The organism is Streptomyces aureocirculatus, from assembly GCF_000720475.1.
GTDB classification, from domain to species: domain Bacteria; phylum Actinomycetota; class Actinomycetes; order Streptomycetales; family Streptomycetaceae; genus Streptomyces; species Streptomyces aureocirculatus.
In genome coordinates, this window is record NZ_JOAP01000040.1 from 1 (window position 1) to 17,707 (window position 17,707).

At 72.5% G+C, this 17,707-nt stretch carries 13 protein-coding genes and 1 other RNA gene; 11 read left to right on the top strand and 3 right to left on the bottom strand.

The window, feature by feature from the left end:
- On the bottom strand, window positions 1-2,793 hold a 2,793-nt coding region (locus IG78_RS0129715), incomplete at its 3' end, for an FHA domain-containing protein (RefSeq protein ID WP_030568649.1).
- A 484-nt stretch (window positions 2,794-3,277) separates the two neighbouring features.
- Between IG78_RS0129715 and IG78_RS0129720 the strand changes: the two genes are divergently transcribed.
- The 4 genes from IG78_RS0129720 to IG78_RS0129735 all read left to right on the top strand — a co-directional run bounded on the left by IG78_RS0129720 (window position 3,278) and on the right by IG78_RS0129735 (window position 8,578).
- Complete coding sequence (locus IG78_RS0129720; RefSeq protein WP_030568651.1) at window positions 3,278-4,927, top strand: serine/threonine-protein kinase; 1,650 nt, start codon at window positions 3,278-3,280, stop codon at window positions 4,925-4,927.
- Window positions 4,928-5,066: 139 nt separating this feature from the next.
- Entirely contained in the window at window positions 5,067-6,299 is a 1,233-nt protein-coding gene (locus IG78_RS0129725) for a serine/threonine-protein kinase (protein WP_030568653.1), read from the top strand.
- 146 nt (window positions 6,300-6,445) lie between these two features.
- Window positions 6,446-7,552 (top strand): peptide chain release factor 2, encoded by a 1,107-nt coding sequence (gene prfB, locus IG78_RS0129730; protein ID WP_030568655.1) that lies wholly within the window; start codon window positions 6,446-6,448, stop codon window positions 7,550-7,552.
- 327 nt (window positions 7,553-7,879) lie between these two features.
- Window positions 7,880-8,578 (top strand): hypothetical protein, encoded by a 699-nt coding sequence (locus IG78_RS0129735; RefSeq protein ID WP_030568657.1) that lies wholly within the window; start codon window positions 7,880-7,882, stop codon window positions 8,576-8,578.
- 105 nt (window positions 8,579-8,683) lie between these two features.
- Here IG78_RS0129735 and IG78_RS0129740 read toward each other — a convergent pair whose 3' ends face one another.
- Entirely contained in the window at window positions 8,684-8,875 is a 192-nt protein-coding gene (locus IG78_RS0129740; protein WP_030568659.1) for a hypothetical protein, read from the bottom strand.
- Window positions 8,876-9,124: 249 nt separating this feature from the next.
- Here IG78_RS0129740 and ftsE point away from each other — a divergent pair, with 249 nt between their 5' ends.
- The 6 genes from ftsE (at window position 9,125) to dacB (ending at window position 15,022) form a co-directional block, all read left to right on the top strand.
- Window positions 9,125-9,814, top strand: coding sequence for a cell division ATP-binding protein FtsE (gene ftsE / locus IG78_RS0129745; RefSeq protein ID WP_030568661.1), 690 nt, complete (start codon window positions 9,125-9,127; stop codon window positions 9,812-9,814).
- 82 nt (window positions 9,815-9,896) lie between these two features.
- Complete coding sequence (ftsX, locus tag IG78_RS0129750; protein WP_030568663.1) at window positions 9,897-10,814, top strand: permease-like cell division protein FtsX; 918 nt, start codon at window positions 9,897-9,899, stop codon at window positions 10,812-10,814.
- Window positions 10,815-10,933: 119 nt separating this feature from the next.
- The gene (locus tag IG78_RS0129755) at window positions 10,934-12,148 is read left to right on the top strand and encodes a S41 family peptidase (protein WP_030568665.1); all 1,215 of its coding nucleotides are present in this window, start codon (window positions 10,934-10,936) and stop codon (window positions 12,146-12,148) included.
- Between the two features lie 18 nt (window positions 12,149-12,166).
- Window positions 12,167-12,688, top strand: a complete 522-nt coding sequence (smpB, locus tag IG78_RS0129760) for an SsrA-binding protein SmpB (RefSeq protein WP_051853044.1) — start codon at window positions 12,167-12,169, stop codon at window positions 12,686-12,688.
- A 121-nt stretch (window positions 12,689-12,809) separates the two neighbouring features.
- Window positions 12,810-13,180: a transfer-messenger RNA gene (gene ssrA / locus IG78_RS44975) on the top strand.
- Between the two features lie 273 nt (window positions 13,181-13,453).
- Window positions 13,454-15,022 carry a D-alanyl-D-alanine carboxypeptidase/D-alanyl-D-alanine endopeptidase gene (gene dacB / locus IG78_RS0129765; protein WP_078965899.1) on the top strand — a complete coding sequence of 523 codons (1,569 nt, stop codon included), beginning with the start codon at window positions 13,454-13,456 and terminating at the stop codon, window positions 15,020-15,022.
- Here dacB and IG78_RS0129770 read toward each other — a convergent pair.
- Complete coding sequence (locus IG78_RS0129770) at window positions 14,946-16,430, bottom strand: MFS transporter (protein WP_078965898.1); 1,485 nt, start codon at window positions 16,428-16,430, stop codon at window positions 14,946-14,948. The genes dacB and IG78_RS0129770 overlap by 77 nt on opposite strands.
- An 83-nt stretch (window positions 16,431-16,513) precedes the next feature.
- Here IG78_RS0129770 and IG78_RS0129775 point away from each other — a divergent pair, with 83 nt between their 5' ends.
- Entirely contained in the window at window positions 16,514-17,647 is a 1,134-nt protein-coding gene (locus IG78_RS0129775; protein ID WP_078965897.1) for a LysR family transcriptional regulator, read from the top strand.
- Window positions 17,648-17,707: the final 60 nt, after the last annotated feature.

Here is a 17,707-nt window from a genome sequence, read left to right on the forward strand (position 1 = left end):
AGCCCGCCCCGCCCCGCCCCCCGGCCCCCCGGCCCGCTGCGTCACCATCCGCCCGGACACCTCCCGCTGCGTATGCCACTCGGCGAACCCCACCCGGCCGAGCAGCTCCGCCCGCCGCTTCAGCTCCGCCGTCAGCGACTGCGCGAACTCCCGCATCCGTACGGGGTCGTTGGCCGTGAGGTGGGTGGTCACGTGCGGCAGCTCCGTACAGGGCCGCAGACCTTCACCGGGGCGCTGGCCGGTTCCGCCCGCGCTGCCGCCAGGACCGCCGTCGCGGCCGTCGATCAGCACGATCCCGAGCCGGTCCGGGCGCTCCGCCGCGGCGAGGGACGCCGCCACCGACCGCAGCAACTCCGTGCGTCCGCTGCCCGCGGGGCCCTCGACCAGAAGATGCGGTCCGTCCGCGGCCAGGTCCACCACGACCGGTCCGCGCGCCCCCGCCCCGAGCACCGCCCAGGCCCGTCCGCCGAGTGCCTGGGTGTCGTCGGCGGCGGCCGCCCACCGCGCCATCAGCGAGGCGGGCGTGGCCCGGGCGAGCCCCAGCTCGTCCAGGAGCCGCGCCGACTGCGGCAGCGGCGTCGCCACGCGCGCGTGCCCGGCCCCGGCCGCCCCGTCGGGCCGCAGCGGAGCGAGCGCCCGCGCGAACCGCTGCGCCCACGCCACCGACACCGCGTCCACCACGGCCACCGTGCCGTGCCCCGCGGGCCGCCCGTCCGCCGTGCGCAGCACCCGCAGGGCCGTCGCCACGTCCCCGCTGAGCAGCGCCGCGGCCCCGCACGCGCGGAACGCGGGCGACACCTCGCACGCCGTCTCGTACGTATCCGTCACCGGTGACACGGGGGAGGCGGCCGCCGTCTCGGCCAGGCACACCACATGGATCCCCGCCCGCGCCCCCTCGCGGGCCAGCCGCACGGCGGCCTCCCGCAGGTCCGCCGCGCCCGGGTCGCCGTCCACCACCACGACCGTGCGCGGCCCGGCCGCCGCCGGGCCCACGGCGGAACCGGTCAACTCCTCGGCGGAGAAGCTCCGTCCACCCGCTCCCGCCTCCGCGGGCTCGTCCAGGCGGCGCAGCAGCTCACTCGTACGCGCCGCCGCCTGCTCGCGGTCGTACGCGAGGAGCAGTCTGCAGTCCTGTCCGTGGCCGGGCCTGACGTGCGGCAGCCAGCCGAGCCAGGACCACTCCTCGGCACGCTCCCGCGCCGTGCGCCCGCGGTCCGTGCTGATCAGGACGATCTCCAGGGCGGCGGGGGAGTGCAGCGCGGCCAACTGCGCGAGCACCGACCTCGCCAGGCCCGCGAGCCGCTCCCGGGGCCCGGCGAGCCCCAGCGCCCCCGCCTCCCGCAGGCTGACCGTCACCGGCACGGCGGGAAGGAGGCCCGCCGCGCCGGGCGCGGTCCTGTCCGTCGTACCGAGCCGCACGGCGAGGGCCTCCGGATGCGCGGGCCCGCGCTCCCACAGCCGCGCCCCCGGGCCGAGCGCAGCAAGCAGCAGCGCCGCCGCGTCGGGCCACACCTCGGGCGCCGGGGCACCGGCCCCCGCCCCGCCGAAGTACTCGTCCCCGCCCGCCCCCGCGTACTCCCCACCGGGCCCTCCGACGCCGCGGAGACCGGCGTGCGTCTTGTCGTACGAGGGGTGCGGGGCGGGCGCGGCGTGCGGGGTGAGGGAGGAGTCGTGCGGGGGGTACGCGGTGGAGTCGTGCGCGTCGGTGTCGTACGTGTCGTACGTGTCGTACGCGTCGTGGGCGTCCTGCGTCCCCTCGCCGCGTTCCGTCCCGTCGCCCCTGCCCCCGGCAAGACGCCGCGCCCACGCCGAGAGACCGCCGCGCTTGCGAAGGCCCCGGGGCACGGTGGTGCCCCGCGGGGGCGTACCCGTACGGTGCCGCTCCGTCTCGGGCGTGCCGCCCTGCTGCGGCACCGCCGCTGCCCGTGCCCCGGGAGCGTCCCCGGTGCCGCCGCCCGCGTCCGCGGTCCCGTGTCCGGTCCCGCCGCCCCCGGCCGCCGCGCCCCAGTCCGCCGAGCCGTACGCATGCTGGGTCGAACCGTCCGCGGACGGCGGGGAACCGGCGGGAGCGCGGGGCGCGGGCACCGCGGCGCCGGCGGCGTCTCGCGCGCCCCCCTGCGCGTTCTCGGGCTCGGGCAGTGTAGCGACGCGCACCCGCACATGGCCCTCCCCGTCCGGCGCGGTCGGCAGGGGGCCGTCCGGGACGCTGCCGGTGGTGAGGCGCAGCACGGACTCGCCGACGCGCAGGAGGGAGCCGGAGGAGAGGGGGACGGGGCGGTCGCCGATCGCGCGGCCGTCGACCGTCGTGCCGTTCGTCGAGCCGAGGTCCGTGACCGTGACCCGGCCGTCGGGGGCGAGGGTGACCGCGCAGTGCACCCGGGACACGTCGGGGTCGTCGAGGGGCACGTCGGCCCGGTCGGAGCGGCCGACCTGGATCTGGCCGCCGTGCAGCAGGTGCACACCGCCGGCGTCGGGGCCCGCGACCACGTGCAGCCGCGTCGCGGCGTCGGCGAGCTCGGGGCCCGGCTCGGCGGGGGCGCCGACGGACAGGACGGCGCCGTCGATCAGGGGCGGCTCGCCGAGCGTGCAGCGCTGGAGGTCGAGGCGGTCCGACTGCGCGTACAGCACGGCGGGGCCCTCGCCTGCGGAGACGGCCGCGGCGAGGCCGGAGGCGACCGCGGCGAGCGCGGTTCCGGCGGGGGCGGTGACCAGCACGTCGCAGGCCGCCGCGGGGCGTCCCCCCGGCTCGGTCTGGCCGCCACGCGGCCCGAGGACGGTCAGCCGGATCTGCATCGCCGTCGGCGGTCCCTTCTGCCCTTGCCGCCCGGCACGGGGACTCGCGCTGTGATTCCCCCCACCGCACACGGGCACGTCGGCCAGTACGGGAGCATCCTCGCACCTGCCACTGACAACACGCCCGCCCCCCACCCACAAGTGATCTTGATTGGTCGGCTCTGCTCGGAAAAGTTCCCGCAAAGTGCCTGCTCGGACGGATGCGGGCGAGGGTGTCAGGCCGATTCAGGCGCCCGTACGGAGGTACCGGCAACCAACCGCGCCGGTCGCGCGTCTTCACACCGAACAAAGGTCCGTGCGCGGGTCCGTGCCACCCCCCGGCGAACGCGAGATCATCGGACGGCGCCCCGTCCGGCGGCACTACAGTGGGTCGGAACCCAAGACCGGAACCACAGACCGGGATCGCAGTACGGAACCAGAGACCGGGATCGCAGTCCGGAACCACAGGACCAGAGACCAGCCAGATCAGCAGGGAGCGCATGACGTGCGGCCGGTAGGCAGCAAGTACCTCCTCGAGGAGCCGCTCGGGCGCGGCGCCACGGGCACCGTCTGGCGAGCCCGCCAGCGGGAGACCGCGGGTGCCGAGGCGGCGGTGGCCGGTCAGCCCGGTGAGACCGTCGCGATCAAGGTCCTCAAGGAGGAGCTCGCCAACGACCCGGACGTGGTGATGCGCTTCCTCAGGGAGCGCTCCGTCCTGCTCAGGCTGACGCACCCGAACATCGTGCGGACCCGCGACCTGGTCGTCGAGGGTGATCTGCTCGCCCTGGTGATGGACCTGATCGACGGTCCCGACCTGCACAAGTACCTGCGTGACAACGGCCCCTTCACGCCCGCCGCGGCGGCCCTGCTGACCGCGCAGATCGCCGACGCGCTGGCCGCGAGCCACGCCGACGGCGTCGTGCACCGTGACCTCAAGCCCGCGAACGTCCTGGTCAAGCAGGACGCGAGCGGCATGCACCCGATGCTCACGGACTTCGGCATCGCCCGCCTCGCCGACTCGCCGGGCCTCACCCGCACCCAGGAGTTCGTCGGCACGCCCGCGTACGTCGCGCCCGAGTCGGCCGAGGGCCGCCCGCAGACGAGCGCCGTCGACATCTACGGCGCGGGCATCCTGCTGTACGAGCTGGTCACAGGCCGCCCGCCGTTCTCAGGCGGCTCCGCGCTCGAAGTCCTGCACCAGCATCTGAGCGCCGACCCGCGCAGGCCCTCCACCGTGCCCGACCCGCTGTGGACGGTCATAGAGCGCTGCCTGAGCAAGGACCCCGACCGCCGCCCGAGCGCCGAGAACCTGGCGCGCGGACTGCGTGCGGTCGCCGACGGCATCGGGGTGCACGCCAACGCCGCCCAGATCGCCGCCGCCGAGGGCGTGGCCGCGCTGCTCGCCCCGGACCCCTCGCCCGCGCCGGTGCCCGGCACCCCGGGCGCCGCCGACCCCACCCAGGTCCTGCCGAACACCAACGCGGGCGGTTACGACCCGGCCGCCGCCACCAGCGTCCTGCCGCACACCGGCGGACCCCAGGGCGGCGGGCCCCACGGCGGCGCCGACCCCACGGCCGTCATGCCGCCGGTGGGCCCGGGACAGGGCGGCGGCCCCGACGACCCGCACCCCTGGCAGAACCAGATGCGTGCGGCCCGCGACCGCAACGACCAGACCCAGGTGCAGCACCTGGACCCGAACCAGGACCCGCTGCGCCGCCGCCCCCAGCGCCAGGTGGCGCGCCCGCAGCAGCCCCAGCCGTACGCCCCGCAGAACCAGCAGCAGCCGTACCCTCCGCAGAACCAGCCCCAGCCGTACGCGCCCCCGGTACAGCCGCGCCGTCGGACGCCGCAGCCGCAGCAGCCCCAGCCGTACGCGCCGCCGCAGCAGCCCGCCCCGCAGCAGCCCGCGCCGCCGCAGCAGCCGGCCGCCCCGCGCCAGCGCCGCCGCGACAATCCGAACCGGACGCGCATCCCCGGCCTCGGCTGCCTCAAGGGCTGCCTGGTCGTGCTCGTCATCCTGTTCGTCGCGAGCTGGCTGGTCTGGGAGCTGAGCCCGCTCCAGGACTGGATCGGTACCACGAAGGGGTACTGGGACCAGGTCAAGGACGTCTACAACACCGTCGGCGACTGGATGGGCAAGGTCGGCGGGAACTGACGCCGGGCCGGGTCCGGCCACCGGGTCCGGCCGACTCTGTGGATTTGTCGACTCCTACGGGGTGATTTCCCGTGCGGATGTGATGGTTGGCGCCCTGGCCGCGTAGTTTTGGGCCCACACACATCCCGTAGGAGCAGTCTTGGGACGGAAGATCGGCAGCCGGTACACGGCCCACCAGATTCTGGGACGGGGCAGTGCCGGCACGGTGTGGCTCGGCGAGGGACCCGAGGGTCCGGTCGCCATCAAGCTGCTGCGCGAGGACCTGGCCTCCGACCAGGAGCTCGTCGGCCGCTTCGTCCAGGAGCGCACGGCACTGCTCAGCCTCGACCACGCGCGCGTGGTCGGCGTCCACGACCTGGTGGTCGACGGCAACGACCTCGCCCTCGTGATGGACCTGGTCCGCGGCACGGACCTGCGGACGCGTCTGGAGCGCGAGCGGCGGCTCGCCCCCGAGGCCGCCGTCGCCATCGTCGCCGACGTCGCCGACGCGCTCGCCGCGGCGCACGCGGCCGGGATCGTGCACCGCGACGTCAAGCCCGAGAACGTACTCCTGGACATGCAGGGGCCCCTCGGCCCCGGCGGCGCGCACCCCGCCCTCCTCACCGACTTCGGGGTCGCCAAGCTCATCGACTCCCCGCGCCGGACCCGCGCCACGAAGATCATCGGTACGCCGGACTATCTGGCGCCCGAGATCATCGAGGGCCTGCCGCCGCGCGCGGCCGTGGACATCTACGCCCTCGCCACCGTCCTGTACGAGCTGCTCGCGGGCTTCACGCCGTTCGGCGGCGGACACCCCGGAGCGGTGCTCAGACGCCATGTCACCGAGACCGTGGTCCCGCTCCCCGGCATCCCCGAAGAGCTCTGGCAGCTCATGGTCCAGTGCCTGGCCAAGGCCCCCGCGTCCCGACTCCGTGCCTCCGAGCTCGCCACCCGCCTGCGCGAGCAGTTGCCCCTGCTCGCGGGCATGCCGCCGCTGGACGTCGACGAGCCGGACGCGGAGCCCGAGGAGTCCTACGAGGAGGCGGCGCCGCAGCCGCGCGAGAAGCCCCCGCGCCGGGGTGCCGTGCCCCTGGTGCCGGGCGCCGCGCCCGCGGACGCCAACCGGGACACGCACACCTCCATGCGCGTACCCGCCCCTGACGAGCTGGCAGGCGGCGCCCGGGGCACCGCACGGGCCCCCCGCACCGCGGGCGCCGTCCGCCCCGGCTCGGCCCGCCACCGCGCCTCGACGCGCCGCCGCCGGATCACGCTCGGCGTGGCAGGGGCGCTTGTGGCCGCCGCGGTGGGCGTCGGCGCCTGGTACGCCACCTCCGGCGACGAGTCATCGCCGTCCACCCCGGACAACGGAAACTCGGCCCCGCCGGTCCCGTGAGCCCGGCCCTGGGCCCCGTGGATCGCGCTTCGCGCTCGTCCTCAAACGCCGGACGGGCTGAAACCTCGCCGCACCGGCAGCGCCCCGCGAGGGCCTGTCCCGGCCACCGGGGGAGGACTGCTTGCCGCAGCCGTTAGGCTGGAGCTGTGGCAGTCGTCGATGTATCCGAAGAGCTCAAGTCCCTCTCCTCGACCATGGAGTCGATCGAGGCCGTCCTGGACCTCGACAAGCTGAGGGCAGACATCGCCGTGCTCGAGGAGCAGGCGGCCGCGCCGTCCCTGTGGGACGACCCGGACGAGGCGCAGAAGATCACCAGCAAGCTGAGCCACCTCCAGGCAGAGGTGCGCAAGGCGGAGAACCTGCGCGGGCGCATCGACGACCTCGGCGTGCTCTTCGAGATGGCCGAGGAGGAGGACGACACGGACACCCGCGCGGAGGCCGAGTCGGAGCTCACGGCGGTCAAGAAGGCGCTGGACGAGATGGAGGTCCGCACCCTTCTCTCCGGTGAGTACGACTCCCGTGAGGCCGTCGTCACCGTCCGCGCCGAGGCCGGCGGCGTCGACGCCTCGGACTTCGCCGAGAAGCTCCAGCGCATGTATCTGCGCTGGGCGGAGCGCCACGGCTACAAGACCGAGCTGTACGAGACGTCGTACGCGGAAGAGGCCGGCATCAAGTCGACGACCTTCGCCGTCAACGTCCCGTACGCCTACGGCACGCTCTCCGTCGAGCAGGGCACGCACCGCCTGGTGCGGATCTCGCCGTTCGACAACCAGGGCCGTCGGCAGACGTCCTTCGCGGGCGTCGAGGTCCTCCCGGTCGTCGAGCAGACCGACCACATCGAGATCGACGAGAGCGAGCTGCGCGTCGACGTGTACCGCTCATCGGGCCCCGGCGGCCAGGGCGTCAACACGACCGACTCCGCGGTCCGCCTGACGCACATCCCGACGGGCATCGTCGTCTCCTGTCAGAACGAGCGCTCGCAGATCCAGAACAAGGCCACGGCCATGAACGTCCTCCAGGCGAAGCTGCTCGAGCGCCGCCGCCAGGAGGAGCAGGCCAAGATGAACGCGCTCAAGGGCGACGGCGGCAACTCCTGGGGCAACCAGATGCGTTCGTACGTCCTGCACCCGTACCAGATGGTGAAGGACCTGCGTACGGAGCACGAGGTCGGTAATCCGGAAGCGGTGTTCAACGGCGAGATCGATGGCTTCCTTGAGGCCGGAATTCGCTGGCGCAAGCAGCAGGAGAAGTAATTTCGGCGCTATGTCGACAAATTGAGCCGATCTGAAGCAGAGGCAACTGTGGCCCATGGGGCGACGGTTGCCTTTGTTCATGGGGCCTGTGTGGGCTTCCTGCGCCTTTTACGTCACAGTCACATGTCCGTACGCCGGTCAACCGCCCTATAACGGGCATCGCGCCCGCAACAGCCTTGACGGCCTTTCGAAAACTGGAAAGGCTAGCGGGCGGCATGCGTATCTCTGGGACGCGTGTGATCCGGGGGGCCGATCGAAAAGTCATCCCGCGACCGCGATCCGGGACGCTGCCTCACTGACGATTCAGCTACTGGGGGTAGCAGCCAGATGACGAAGAAGACGCGGATCCGCGTCGCGCGGATCGCCGCCGGCGCGGTGATCGCCGCCGGCGCCTCGCTGACCGCCGCCGGCGCAGCCTCGGCCCTCGATGTCGGCGTCGAGCTCGGCGGTACGGGCGCGAGCGCCTCCGCCGACGAGAACGGCATCGGTGTCGACGTGGACCTCCCGGGTACGGACGACGCGACCGACGACCCGCCGGAGCCCAGCAACCCGCCGGAGCCCACCGGCGAGCCGACGGACCCGCCGGAGCCCAGCGAGCCGCCGGAGCCCACCGACCCGCCGGAGCCGACGCAGCCGCCGGAGCCGACGAACCCACCCGAGCCCTCGGTCCCGCCCACCTCCCAGCCCACCGACCCGGGTGACGGCGACGGCGGTGACGACGACAACGGCAATGGCAACGGCAACAGCAACGGCACCGGCGGCGGCGGCAGCGGCGGCAACGACGCCGACCCCGACGGCGGCTCGGGCCCGGCCGAGCAGGGCGGCAAGGACAGCCTGACCGACACCGGCTCCAAGCCCGTCGAGCAGATCTCCGACAACGGCAGCGCCAAGAATGACGGCGAGCTCGCCGAGACGGGTGCCACCGAGACCACCTTCCTGATCATCGGTGCCGCCACCATGATCGCCGGTGGCATCGGCTTCCGTTTCCTGCCCCGCCTGGCAGGCAACCGGGGCGCCGCGGCCTGACCGTACCGGCAGTGCGCGTGAGAAGGGCCCGGAGCCTGACGGCTCCGGGCCCTTCCTCGTGTCCTGGGATGCTCTTCGGCCGCTCTTCGGCCCGGCGCCCTTCGACTACGCGGTCTGATGCGCCACCAGTGCCATCGCCATGATCAACACCACGAGCAGCCCTATCAGGGTGGCAGGGCTGAGGCCGCCGAAGGGGCCCTCCTGCTGCATCCGCTCCCGGCTGGCCCGGCACACGGGGCAGCGGCCCTCACTCACAGGCGCCGCGCAGTTCGCGCACACCAACCTGTCATAGGTCATGCGCTTCTCCTCCGCACAGTCTCAGCCTGCCCAACGCTCGGGGAACCCCAACCGTTCCCCCTACCACTGTGCCAGCTTCCGCGGAATTCGGCGCGGCCCACCGCCCGACAAGCCCCACGGCCCACCGGTGCCCCGTTTGCACCTGGTGGTTTCCGCAACAAAACGCGCAACTCAGGACGCCGACTGCGCGGCCGCACCCGGTTCGCGTATGGTCACGCTCACCTACCCCCGGCTACCCGTGGTGCATCCGTGATCCGATTCGACAACGTCTCCAAGGCCTACCCGAAGCAGAACCGCCCAGCCCTCCGCGATGTGTCGCTGGAGATCGAGAAGGGCGAGTTCGTCTTCCTGGTGGGCTCATCCGGCTCCGGAAAGTCCACCTTCCTGCGGCTGATCCTCCGCGAGGAGCGCACCAGCCACGGCCAGGTGCACGTCCTGGGCAAGGACCTGGCGCGGCTCTCCAACTGGAAGGTGCCGCACATGCGCCGCCAGCTCGGCACCGTCTTCCAGGACTTCCGGCTCCTTCCGAACAAGACCGTCGCCGAGAACGTGGCCTTCGCCCAGGAGGTCATCGGCAAGACGCGCGGCGAGATCCGCAAATCCGTGCCCCAGGTCCTCGACCTCGTCGGCCTCGGCGGCAAGGAGGACCGGATGCCGGGCGAGCTCTCCGGCGGTGAGCAGCAGCGCGTGGCGATCGCCCGCGCCTTCGTCAACCGGCCGAAGCTCCTCATCGCCGACGAACCGACCGGCAACCTCGACCCGCAGACGTCGGTCGGCATCATGAAGCTCCTGGACCGCATCAACCGGACCGGCACCACCGTCGTGATGGCCACCCACGATCAGCAGATCGTGGACCAGATGCGCAAGCGCGTCATCGAGCTGGAGAAGGGCCGCCTGGTCCGCGACCAGTCCCGCGGCGTCTACGGCTACCAGCACTGATCCGGGCCCCGGCGCCTGCCATGGCCGCCGGTGTCCGCTCCGTGCTGCCCCTCCGCTCCACCTGATCCACTGAAAGGCCGCCATGCGCGCCCAGTTCGTCCTGTCGGAGATCGGCGTCGGTCTCCGCCGCAATCTCACGATGACCTTCGCGGTCGTCGTCTCCGTAGCGCTCTCGCTCGCCCTGTTCGGCGGCTCGCTGCTCATGCGCGACCAGGTGAGCACGATGAAGGGCTACTGGTACGACAAGGTCAACGTCTCGATCTTCCTGTGCAACAAGGGGGACGCCGAGCAGGACCCCAAGTGCGCCAAGGGCGCGGTCACGAACGAGCAGAAGCAGCAGATCCTCACCGATCTGAAGAAGATGCCCGTCGTCGACACCGTCCAGCACGAGACGGCCGACCTGGCGTACAAGCACTACAAGGAGCAGTTCGGCGACTCCCCGCTGTCCAGCTCGCTGACCCCGGACCAGATGCAGGAGTCGTACCGCATCAAGCTGAAGGACCCAGAGAAGTACCAGGTGGTCGCGACCGCCTTCTCCGGAAGGGACGGCGTGCAGTCCGTGGAGGACCAGAAGGGCGTCCTGGACAACCTCTTCGAGCTCCTCAACGGCATGAACTGGGCGGCGCTCGCGGTGATGGCCCTGATGCTCGTGGTCGCCCTGATGCTGATCGTCAACACGGTGCGCGTCTCGGCGTTCAGCCGTCGCCGCGAAACCGGGATCATGCGGCTCGTGGGCGCGTCCAGCTTCTACATCCAGATGCCGTTCATCCTGGAGGCGGCCGTCGCCGGTCTGATCGGCGGCGGACTCGCCTGCGGATTCCTGCTCCTCGGCCGGTACTTCATCATCGACCACGGACTGGAGCTGTCCGAGAAGCTCGATCTGATCAACTTCATCGGCTGGGACGCGGTTCTCGCCAAACTGCCGCTGGTGCTCGCCATCGGACTGCTGATGCCCGCCCTTGCCGCGTTCTTCGCGCTGCGCAAGTACCTGAAGGTGTGACGCGGGCACCAAAGGCGTGAGACGGCGGGCGACTTCCGTTTCCCAGGTGTGAGGAGTGCCTCGGGCGCCGTACGGTCAACCGGCCGTGCGGCGCCCGTCGTTGTCCTAGACTCACCGACATGTCAGGCCCTGATCGGCTCGCCGAGCCCCGTCGCACCCGCCGCGGGGCAGCCCTGACGTTGGTCTTCGCGAGTGTCCTCGCCACCGGCGCGGCCACCGGCTCCTGGACCGAGGACGCGGCGCACGGCCAGAACGAGGCGCCGCCCGCCCGCTCCGTCGCCTCCTCCAAGGACAGCGACAAGGACCGCGGGTCCCGCGGCGAAGGCCGCGACCCCTCCGACGCGGCCGCGGACGCCGCCGCCGACGCCATGGCCGATGGCAAGTCGGGCAAGGACACCGCCGAGGCCGCCGAGGAGGCCGTCAGCCGCAGCGGCGACCGCTGGGCTTCGGTCTACTCCCAGGGGGAGTACCGCGCCTTCGAGCAGTCCCTGGACGGCGCCTACACCGGCGTCGGCCTGTGGGCCAAGCGCGCCGCCGACGGCAGGATCGAGGTGTCCCGGGTGCAGCGCGGCGGCCCCGCCGAGCGGGCAGGCATCCGCGCGGGCGACCGGCTCACCGCCGTCGACGGCGAGAAGGTCGCCGGACGCCCCGTCACGGACGTGGTGTCCCTGCTCCGCGGCGACCACGAGAACACCCCGGTCACCCTCGGCCTGCGGCGTGCCTCGCGCGCGTGGACCGAGACCCTGCGCCGCGCCCGCCTGTCGACGGACTCCGTGACCGTGAGCAGGCTCCCCGGCGGCGCCGTGATGATCAAGGTCGGGGCGTTCACCAAGGGGTCGGGCGAGGCGGTGCGCAAGGCGGTGCGCAAGGCACCCCCGGGCGCCGGCATCCTGCTCGACCTGCGCGGCAACTCCGGCGGCCTGGTCACCGAGGCCACCAAGGCGTCCTCCGCGGTCCTGGACGGCGGCCTCGTCGCCACGTACGACGTACGAGGACGGCAGCGCGCCCTGCACGCCCGGCGGGGCGGGGACACCACCAGACCCGTGGTCGCGCTCGTCGACGGCGGCACGATGAGCGCGGCCGAGCTGCTCACCGGGGCCCTCCAGGACCGCGGACGCGCGGTCGTCGTGGGCTCCAGGACGTTCGGCAAGGGCTCGGTGCAGATGCCGAGCCGACTGCCGGACGGCTCCGTCGCCGAGCTGACCGTCGGGCACTACCGCACCCCTTCGGGGCGGGCGGTCGACGGCCGGGGCATCACCCCGGACCTGGAGGTCGAGGACGGCGCCCAGGAGCGGGCCGAGACAGTATTGACTGGCCTCGGACCCCCCTCGTAGTGCGAAAATGGCCGCACTATGGCTAAGGAAAAGCAAAAGCGCAAGGCGGCCAAGGCCGCCGAGAAGGCGCCCGCGCGCAAGATGATCGCGCAGAACAAGAAGGCGCGGCACGACTACCACATCCTGGACACCTACGAGTGCGGCCTGGTTCTGATGGGTACGGAGGTCAAGTCCCTCCGGCTCGGCCGGGCCTCCCTGGTGGACGGCTTCGTGCACATCGACGGCCATGAGGCGTGGCTGCACAACATCCACGTACCGGAGTACGTCCAGGGGACGTGGACCAACCACTCCGCCACGCGCAAGCGCAAGCTGCTCCTGCACCGCGCGGAGATCGACAAGCTGGAGTCGAAGTCCCAGGAGACGGGCCACACGATCGTGCCGCTCGCGCTGTACTTCAAGGACAGCCGCGTGAAGGTCGAGATCGCGCTCGCCAAGGGCAAGAAGGAGTACGACAAGCGGCAGACGCTGCGGGAGAAGCAGGACACCCGCGAGACGAACCGCGCGATCTCGGCGGTGCGGCGGCGGCAGGGGATCGGGTAACCCCGTCCCCCCGGGTGCAGGAATAGGCTGGCACCCACCGGCGTTGGTCACGTACGATGGGACACGTCCCGCAGGTGACGGGACGCATCGGACCTCAGGGTCCGGCTTGAAAAAACAACATGGGGATGATCGGTTTCGACAGCGGATGTCGAAGCAGGGGAAGCGTGTCGAGGAAGCGGCAATGATCTCGTAAACCATATGTCGCAACCAATAATCGCCAACACCAAGCGCGATTCCTTCGCCCTCGCTGCCTAAGTAGCGACTTGCGAAGTGTCAGCCCGGGGGCTGTTCCCGACCCGGATCCTGGCATCAGCTAGGGAACTAAACTTCTAGACCCGGTCACGGGGTCTGGGAGGAAATCAAACAGTGACTGAGCCCGTCGGAGACTTGTCCACGAGATCTCCGGGGCCGAGAAAATCGAAGTGGACTGCACACGGAGAAGCCCTGATTCCGCACCGTTGGACGCGGGTTCGATTCCCGCCATCTCCACGAAGTCGACAGGCGACGTGTGCCCGCGAACAGCGCGGGCCATGTCGCCTTCGTCGTTTCTGCGCGGCTGCGCCGCGCGTTGCGGGGGCTGCGCCACCCGCACCCCCTTGGGTCGGACAGGTGACGTGTGCCCGCGAACAGCGCGGGCCGCGTCGCCTTCGTCGTTTCTGCGCGGCTGCGCCGCGCGTTGCGGGGGCTGCGCCACCCGCACCCCCTTGGGTCGGACAGGTGACGTGCTGACCCATGAGTAGACCTGTGAGACGCGTCCATCCCCGTATGCGCCACTGGATCTGGCCCGCCGTGCTCGGAGTCGGCGTGGCCGCTCTCTCCCTCGGTTCCCTGACCGCCCCCGCCGGGGCGGACTCCGAGCGGAGCGGGCTGCCCGAGGCCATCGACACCGTCCTCGGTGACCCCCGTATGGAAGGCGGCGCCGCGAGTGTCGTGGTCGCCGACGCCGCGACCGGCAAGACCCTCTACCAGCATCTGCCCAGCGGGCGGCTCATGCCCGCGTCCAACACCAAGATGCTCACCTCGGCCGCCGCCCTCGAACTGCTCGGCCCGGACCACCGCTTCCGCACCGACGTGCTCACCACCGGCGACCGGCACGGGCCCGTGCTCAAGGGCGATCTGTATCTGCGCGGCACCGGCGATCCGACGACGCTCGCCAAGGACTACGACCGGCTCGCCGCCGAGGTGGCCGACGCGGGCGTCAAGCGGGTGTCGGGGCGGCTTATCGCCGACGACACCCGGTTCGACGACCGGCGCCAGGGCGACACCTGGGGCGCCGACGACGAGTCCTCGTACTACGCGGCGCAGATCTCCGCGCTCAGCGTCGCCCCCGACACCGACTACGACACCGGCACGGTCGTCGCCCAGGTGGCGCCGGGAGCCGCCGCCGGGGACCGCCCGCGGGTCACCGTGACCCCGAAGACCGACTACGTGGACATCGACCTGCGGGCCAGGACCGTCGCCGCGGGCGGGGCCGACACCCTCGCCGTCGAGCGGCAGCACGGCAAGAACACCATCACGGTCACCGGGACGGTGCCCGTGGGCGGCGCCACCACCAAGGAGTGGATCACCGTCTGGGAGCCCACCCGGTACGCCGCCGCGATCTTCCGGGCCGCCCTGACCGCCCATGGCGTGAAGGTGAGCGGGCCCACCAGGGCGGGGATCGCCGTCCCCAAGGGGGCGCGTGAGCTGGCCGCGCACGACTCCATGCCGCTCAGGGACCTCCTGATCCCCTTCATGAAGCTGTCCAACAACATGCACGCCGAGTCCCTGACGAAGGCCATGGGGCACAAGGCGACCGGGCGGCCGGGGAGTTGGGGCGACGGCATCGCGGCCGTCGCCGGCTATCTGAAGACGGCCGGTGTCGACCCCGGCGCCCTGCGCCAGGTCGACGGCTCCGGTCTCTCCCGGAAGAACAACGTCGCCGCCGACCAGTTCATCGAGCTGCTGCGCTCGGCGAAGGGCGAGCCCTGGTTCGCCGACTGGTACCGGTCGCTGCCGGTGGCGTGCGACCCGGACAAGTTCGACGGCGGCACGCTGCGCTCACGCATGTGCGGGACACCGGCGGCACTCAACGTCCGTGCCAAGACCGGAACGCTGACCGGGGCGTCCGCCCTTTCCGGGTACGTGACGGACGCGGGCGGCCGCGAACTGGTCTTCAGCATCATCCTCAACAACTATCTGCCCGCCTCCGTCAAGGCGCTTGAGGACGCCATCGTCGTCACCCTCGCGAAGTCCGACGAGGACAAGGCCGTGCCGGTCAGGCCCCGTACGGAGCGCGGCTCTGATCCGGGCGGCGCGCTCGAGTGCTCGTGGCGCAAGCCCGCGCGGTGCTGAGCAGCAGCGCGCACAGCGCGGCGGCGGCCACAACGGTGTAGCCGGCGGTGGGGCCCAGGTGCTCCACCGCCCAGCCGCCGCCCGCGGCGCCGCACGCGATGCCCCCGAGGAGCCCGGTCACGGCGAGGGTCATGGCCTCGTTCAACTGCCCCTCGGGAGCGAGGCGCTGGACCAGGGTCATCCCCGTGACCATGGTCGGCGCGGTCGCCGTCCCGGCGATCAGGAGCGCCACCGCGAGCACCACGAGCGAGCCGGTCACCGAGACGGCGAGCAGCGGCAGCGTCATCAGGGCCGCCATCGCCGCCCCGCACAGGACGTGGCGGCGGTCGGCGGACCCGCTCGGCCGCAGCGCCCCGTAGGAGAGGCCCGCGGCGCACGAACCCGCGGCCTGGAGGGCGAGGATCACACCCGCGGCCGACTTGTGGCCCTGCTCGTCCGCGAAGGCGATCGTCGCGACCTCCATCGAGCCGAACACCGCGCCCGTCGCGAGGAAGACGACGAGCAGGGCGGGCATCCCCCGCGCGCGGAGCGGTGATTTCGGCTTCCCCCGCGTACGCCCCCGGGGCGGAGGTTCCGTCGACCGCTGGGCGGTGAAGAGCAGCACCCCGGTCAGCAGGAGCACGGCGCCCACGAGGGTGCCCGCCTGCGGGAACAGGGCGCCGCACAGGAACGCGGCGAGCACCGGGCCGAGCATGAAGCACAGCTCGTCCGCAGCCTGCTCGAAGGAGTTCGCGGAGTGCAGGGCGTCCGGTTCGCCCTTCAGCAGGTGCGACCAGCGGGCCCGCGACATGCCGCCGGTGTTCGGGGTGGTGGCCGTGGCGGCGTACGAGGCGAACAGGGTCCAGTCCGGCGCTTCGAAGCGTACGCACAGCAGCAGCGAGAGCGAGCCGAGCACCGCGAGGGCCGTCGCGGGGACCGCGACGCGCGCCTGCCCGTGCCGGTCCACCAGACGTGCCGTCCAGGGCGCCACGACCGCGGTCGCGGCGAGCCCGGTGGCGGTGACGGCGCCCGCGAGGGCGTACGAGTCACGGGCCCCGGCAATCATGATCACGGCACTGACGCTGAACATGCCCATGGGGAGCCGGGCGATGAGGTTGCCGACGGTGAAGGCGGTGGCGCCGGGTATCGCGAAGAGGCGGGTGTAGGGGTTGCGGGGGTGGTTCGGCCCTTGGGGGGCCTTGGGGGCGGTCTTGGGGTCGGCGTCGGGGGCAGCCTCGCGGTTGGCGTTGGCGCTGGCGTTGGCGTTGGCGTTGGCGTTGGAGTTGGAGTCGGGGTCGGCCTCGGGGTCGGCGGTGGCGCTGGCGTTGGAGTCGGGGTCGGCGTCGAGGTCGGGATCGGCCTCGGGGTCGGCCTTGGGGTCGGTCTCGGGGTCGGGGGAGTGGTGGGTCAGGGCGGCGGGCTCGGGCATGGGTTCAGGCTCACGGGGGTGCGGGGGCGGGGTCCAACACCTTCTCGGGAGCGATTCACGCACCCGGGTTGTAGGTTCACCGGATGACCGAACCGCCGGCGCCCCCGGCGCCGGGCGCCGCGGCGCCCCGCGACATCGACCCGCGCCTCCTGCGGTCCTTCCTCGCCGTCGCCGAGGAACTGCACTTCACCCGGGCCGCCGCCCGCCTGTACGTGGCCCAGCAGGCCCTGAGCCGTGATGTGCGGCGGCTCGAACGTGACCTCGCGGTGGAGCTGTTCGTGCGGTCGACGCGGCGGGTGACGCTGACGGCCGACGGCACGCGGCTCCTTCCGTACGCGCGGCGTGTGCTCGCTGCGCACGACGAGCTGTCCGCCGCCTTCGCGCGTACGGGGCAGGCGGCCCGCCCGCTGCTCGTGGACCTGAACAGCCCGGGGCTGTTCTCCGCCCGGGTCCTTGACCGGGCCCGCGAACTGGCTCCGCACTGCGAACTGATGGCCCGCTTCGAGAGTGGTCTGACCGGGGCGGCCGCCGAGATCGCCGCCGGCCGTCTCGACGCGTCGTTCGGCCGGTTCGCCGGACTGCCCGGCGGGGTCCGCGCGGGCCTGGAACAGCAGCCCGTGCGGTACGAGCCGATGGCGGTGCTGCTCCCCGTGGGCCATCCGCTGACCGGCCTGGACGCGGTGCCGCTCGACCGCCTCGCGGGCGAGCGCGTGTACGCGGGCGCGGGCAACGAGCGCACTCCGGAGTGGACCGACCTGGCCCGCCGTCTCTTCGAGGGCCGCGGCATCGAGGTCGCGCCGCCCGCGCCGCTCGCTGTGGGCCCCGAGGAGTTCGCCCGCATCATGGCCAAGCACCGCTATCCCGTCCTCGCCGTCGTCGGCTTCCCCGAGCTGCCCGGATCGGTCCTTCGGCCCCTGGTCGATCCGGTGCCGCTGTCCCCGGTGTCACTGGTGTGGCGACGCGGGCTGCGGCACCCCGGGCTTGACGCCCTGCGGCGGGCGGCGGCGGAACTCGCGGCGGCGGAGGACTGGCTGGCCGTCCCTTCGGACGGGTGGGTTCCGGCTGCGGACGCCCTCGTCATGAAAGGCGCGTCCGCGGCCGCAGCCCACCCGTCTCCCACCCCTACGGGTCCCCCGCATCCGGAGCCCGAACATCCGCCTCGCGCCCTGGCGGACCGGGTACGAAACGCAACGCTTCGGACTGACACAAGGCGGTAATCATCGCGGGGCGTTGTGCGACCGTTAGGAAACAACGTCCCGCACAGGGCTTCGATATGC

Coding starts and splice junctions, on each gene's coding strand:
- IG78_RS0129735 (WP_030568657.1), top strand. CDS start 7,880: ATGACGAAGAAGACGCGGATCCGCGTCGCGCGGATCGCCGCCGGCGCG.
- IG78_RS0129740 (WP_030568659.1), bottom strand. CDS start 8,875: ATGACCTATGACAGGTTGGTGTGCGCGAACTGCGCGGCGCCTGTGAGT.
- ftsX (WP_030568663.1), top strand. CDS start 9,897: ATGCGCGCCCAGTTCGTCCTGTCGGAGATCGGCGTCGGTCTCCGCCGC.
- IG78_RS0129755 (WP_030568665.1), top strand. CDS start 10,934: ATGTCAGGCCCTGATCGGCTCGCCGAGCCCCGTCGCACCCGCCGCGGG.
- smpB (WP_051853044.1), top strand. CDS start 12,167: ATGGCTAAGGAAAAGCAAAAGCGCAAGGCGGCCAAGGCCGCCGAGAAG.
- dacB (WP_078965899.1), top strand. CDS start 13,454: ATGCGCCACTGGATCTGGCCCGCCGTGCTCGGAGTCGGCGTGGCCGCT.
- IG78_RS0129770 (WP_078965898.1), bottom strand. CDS start 16,430: ATGCCCGAGCCCGCCGCCCTGACCCACCACTCCCCCGACCCCGAGACC.
- IG78_RS0129775 (WP_078965897.1), top strand. CDS start 16,514: ATGACCGAACCGCCGGCGCCCCCGGCGCCGGGCGCCGCGGCGCCCCGC.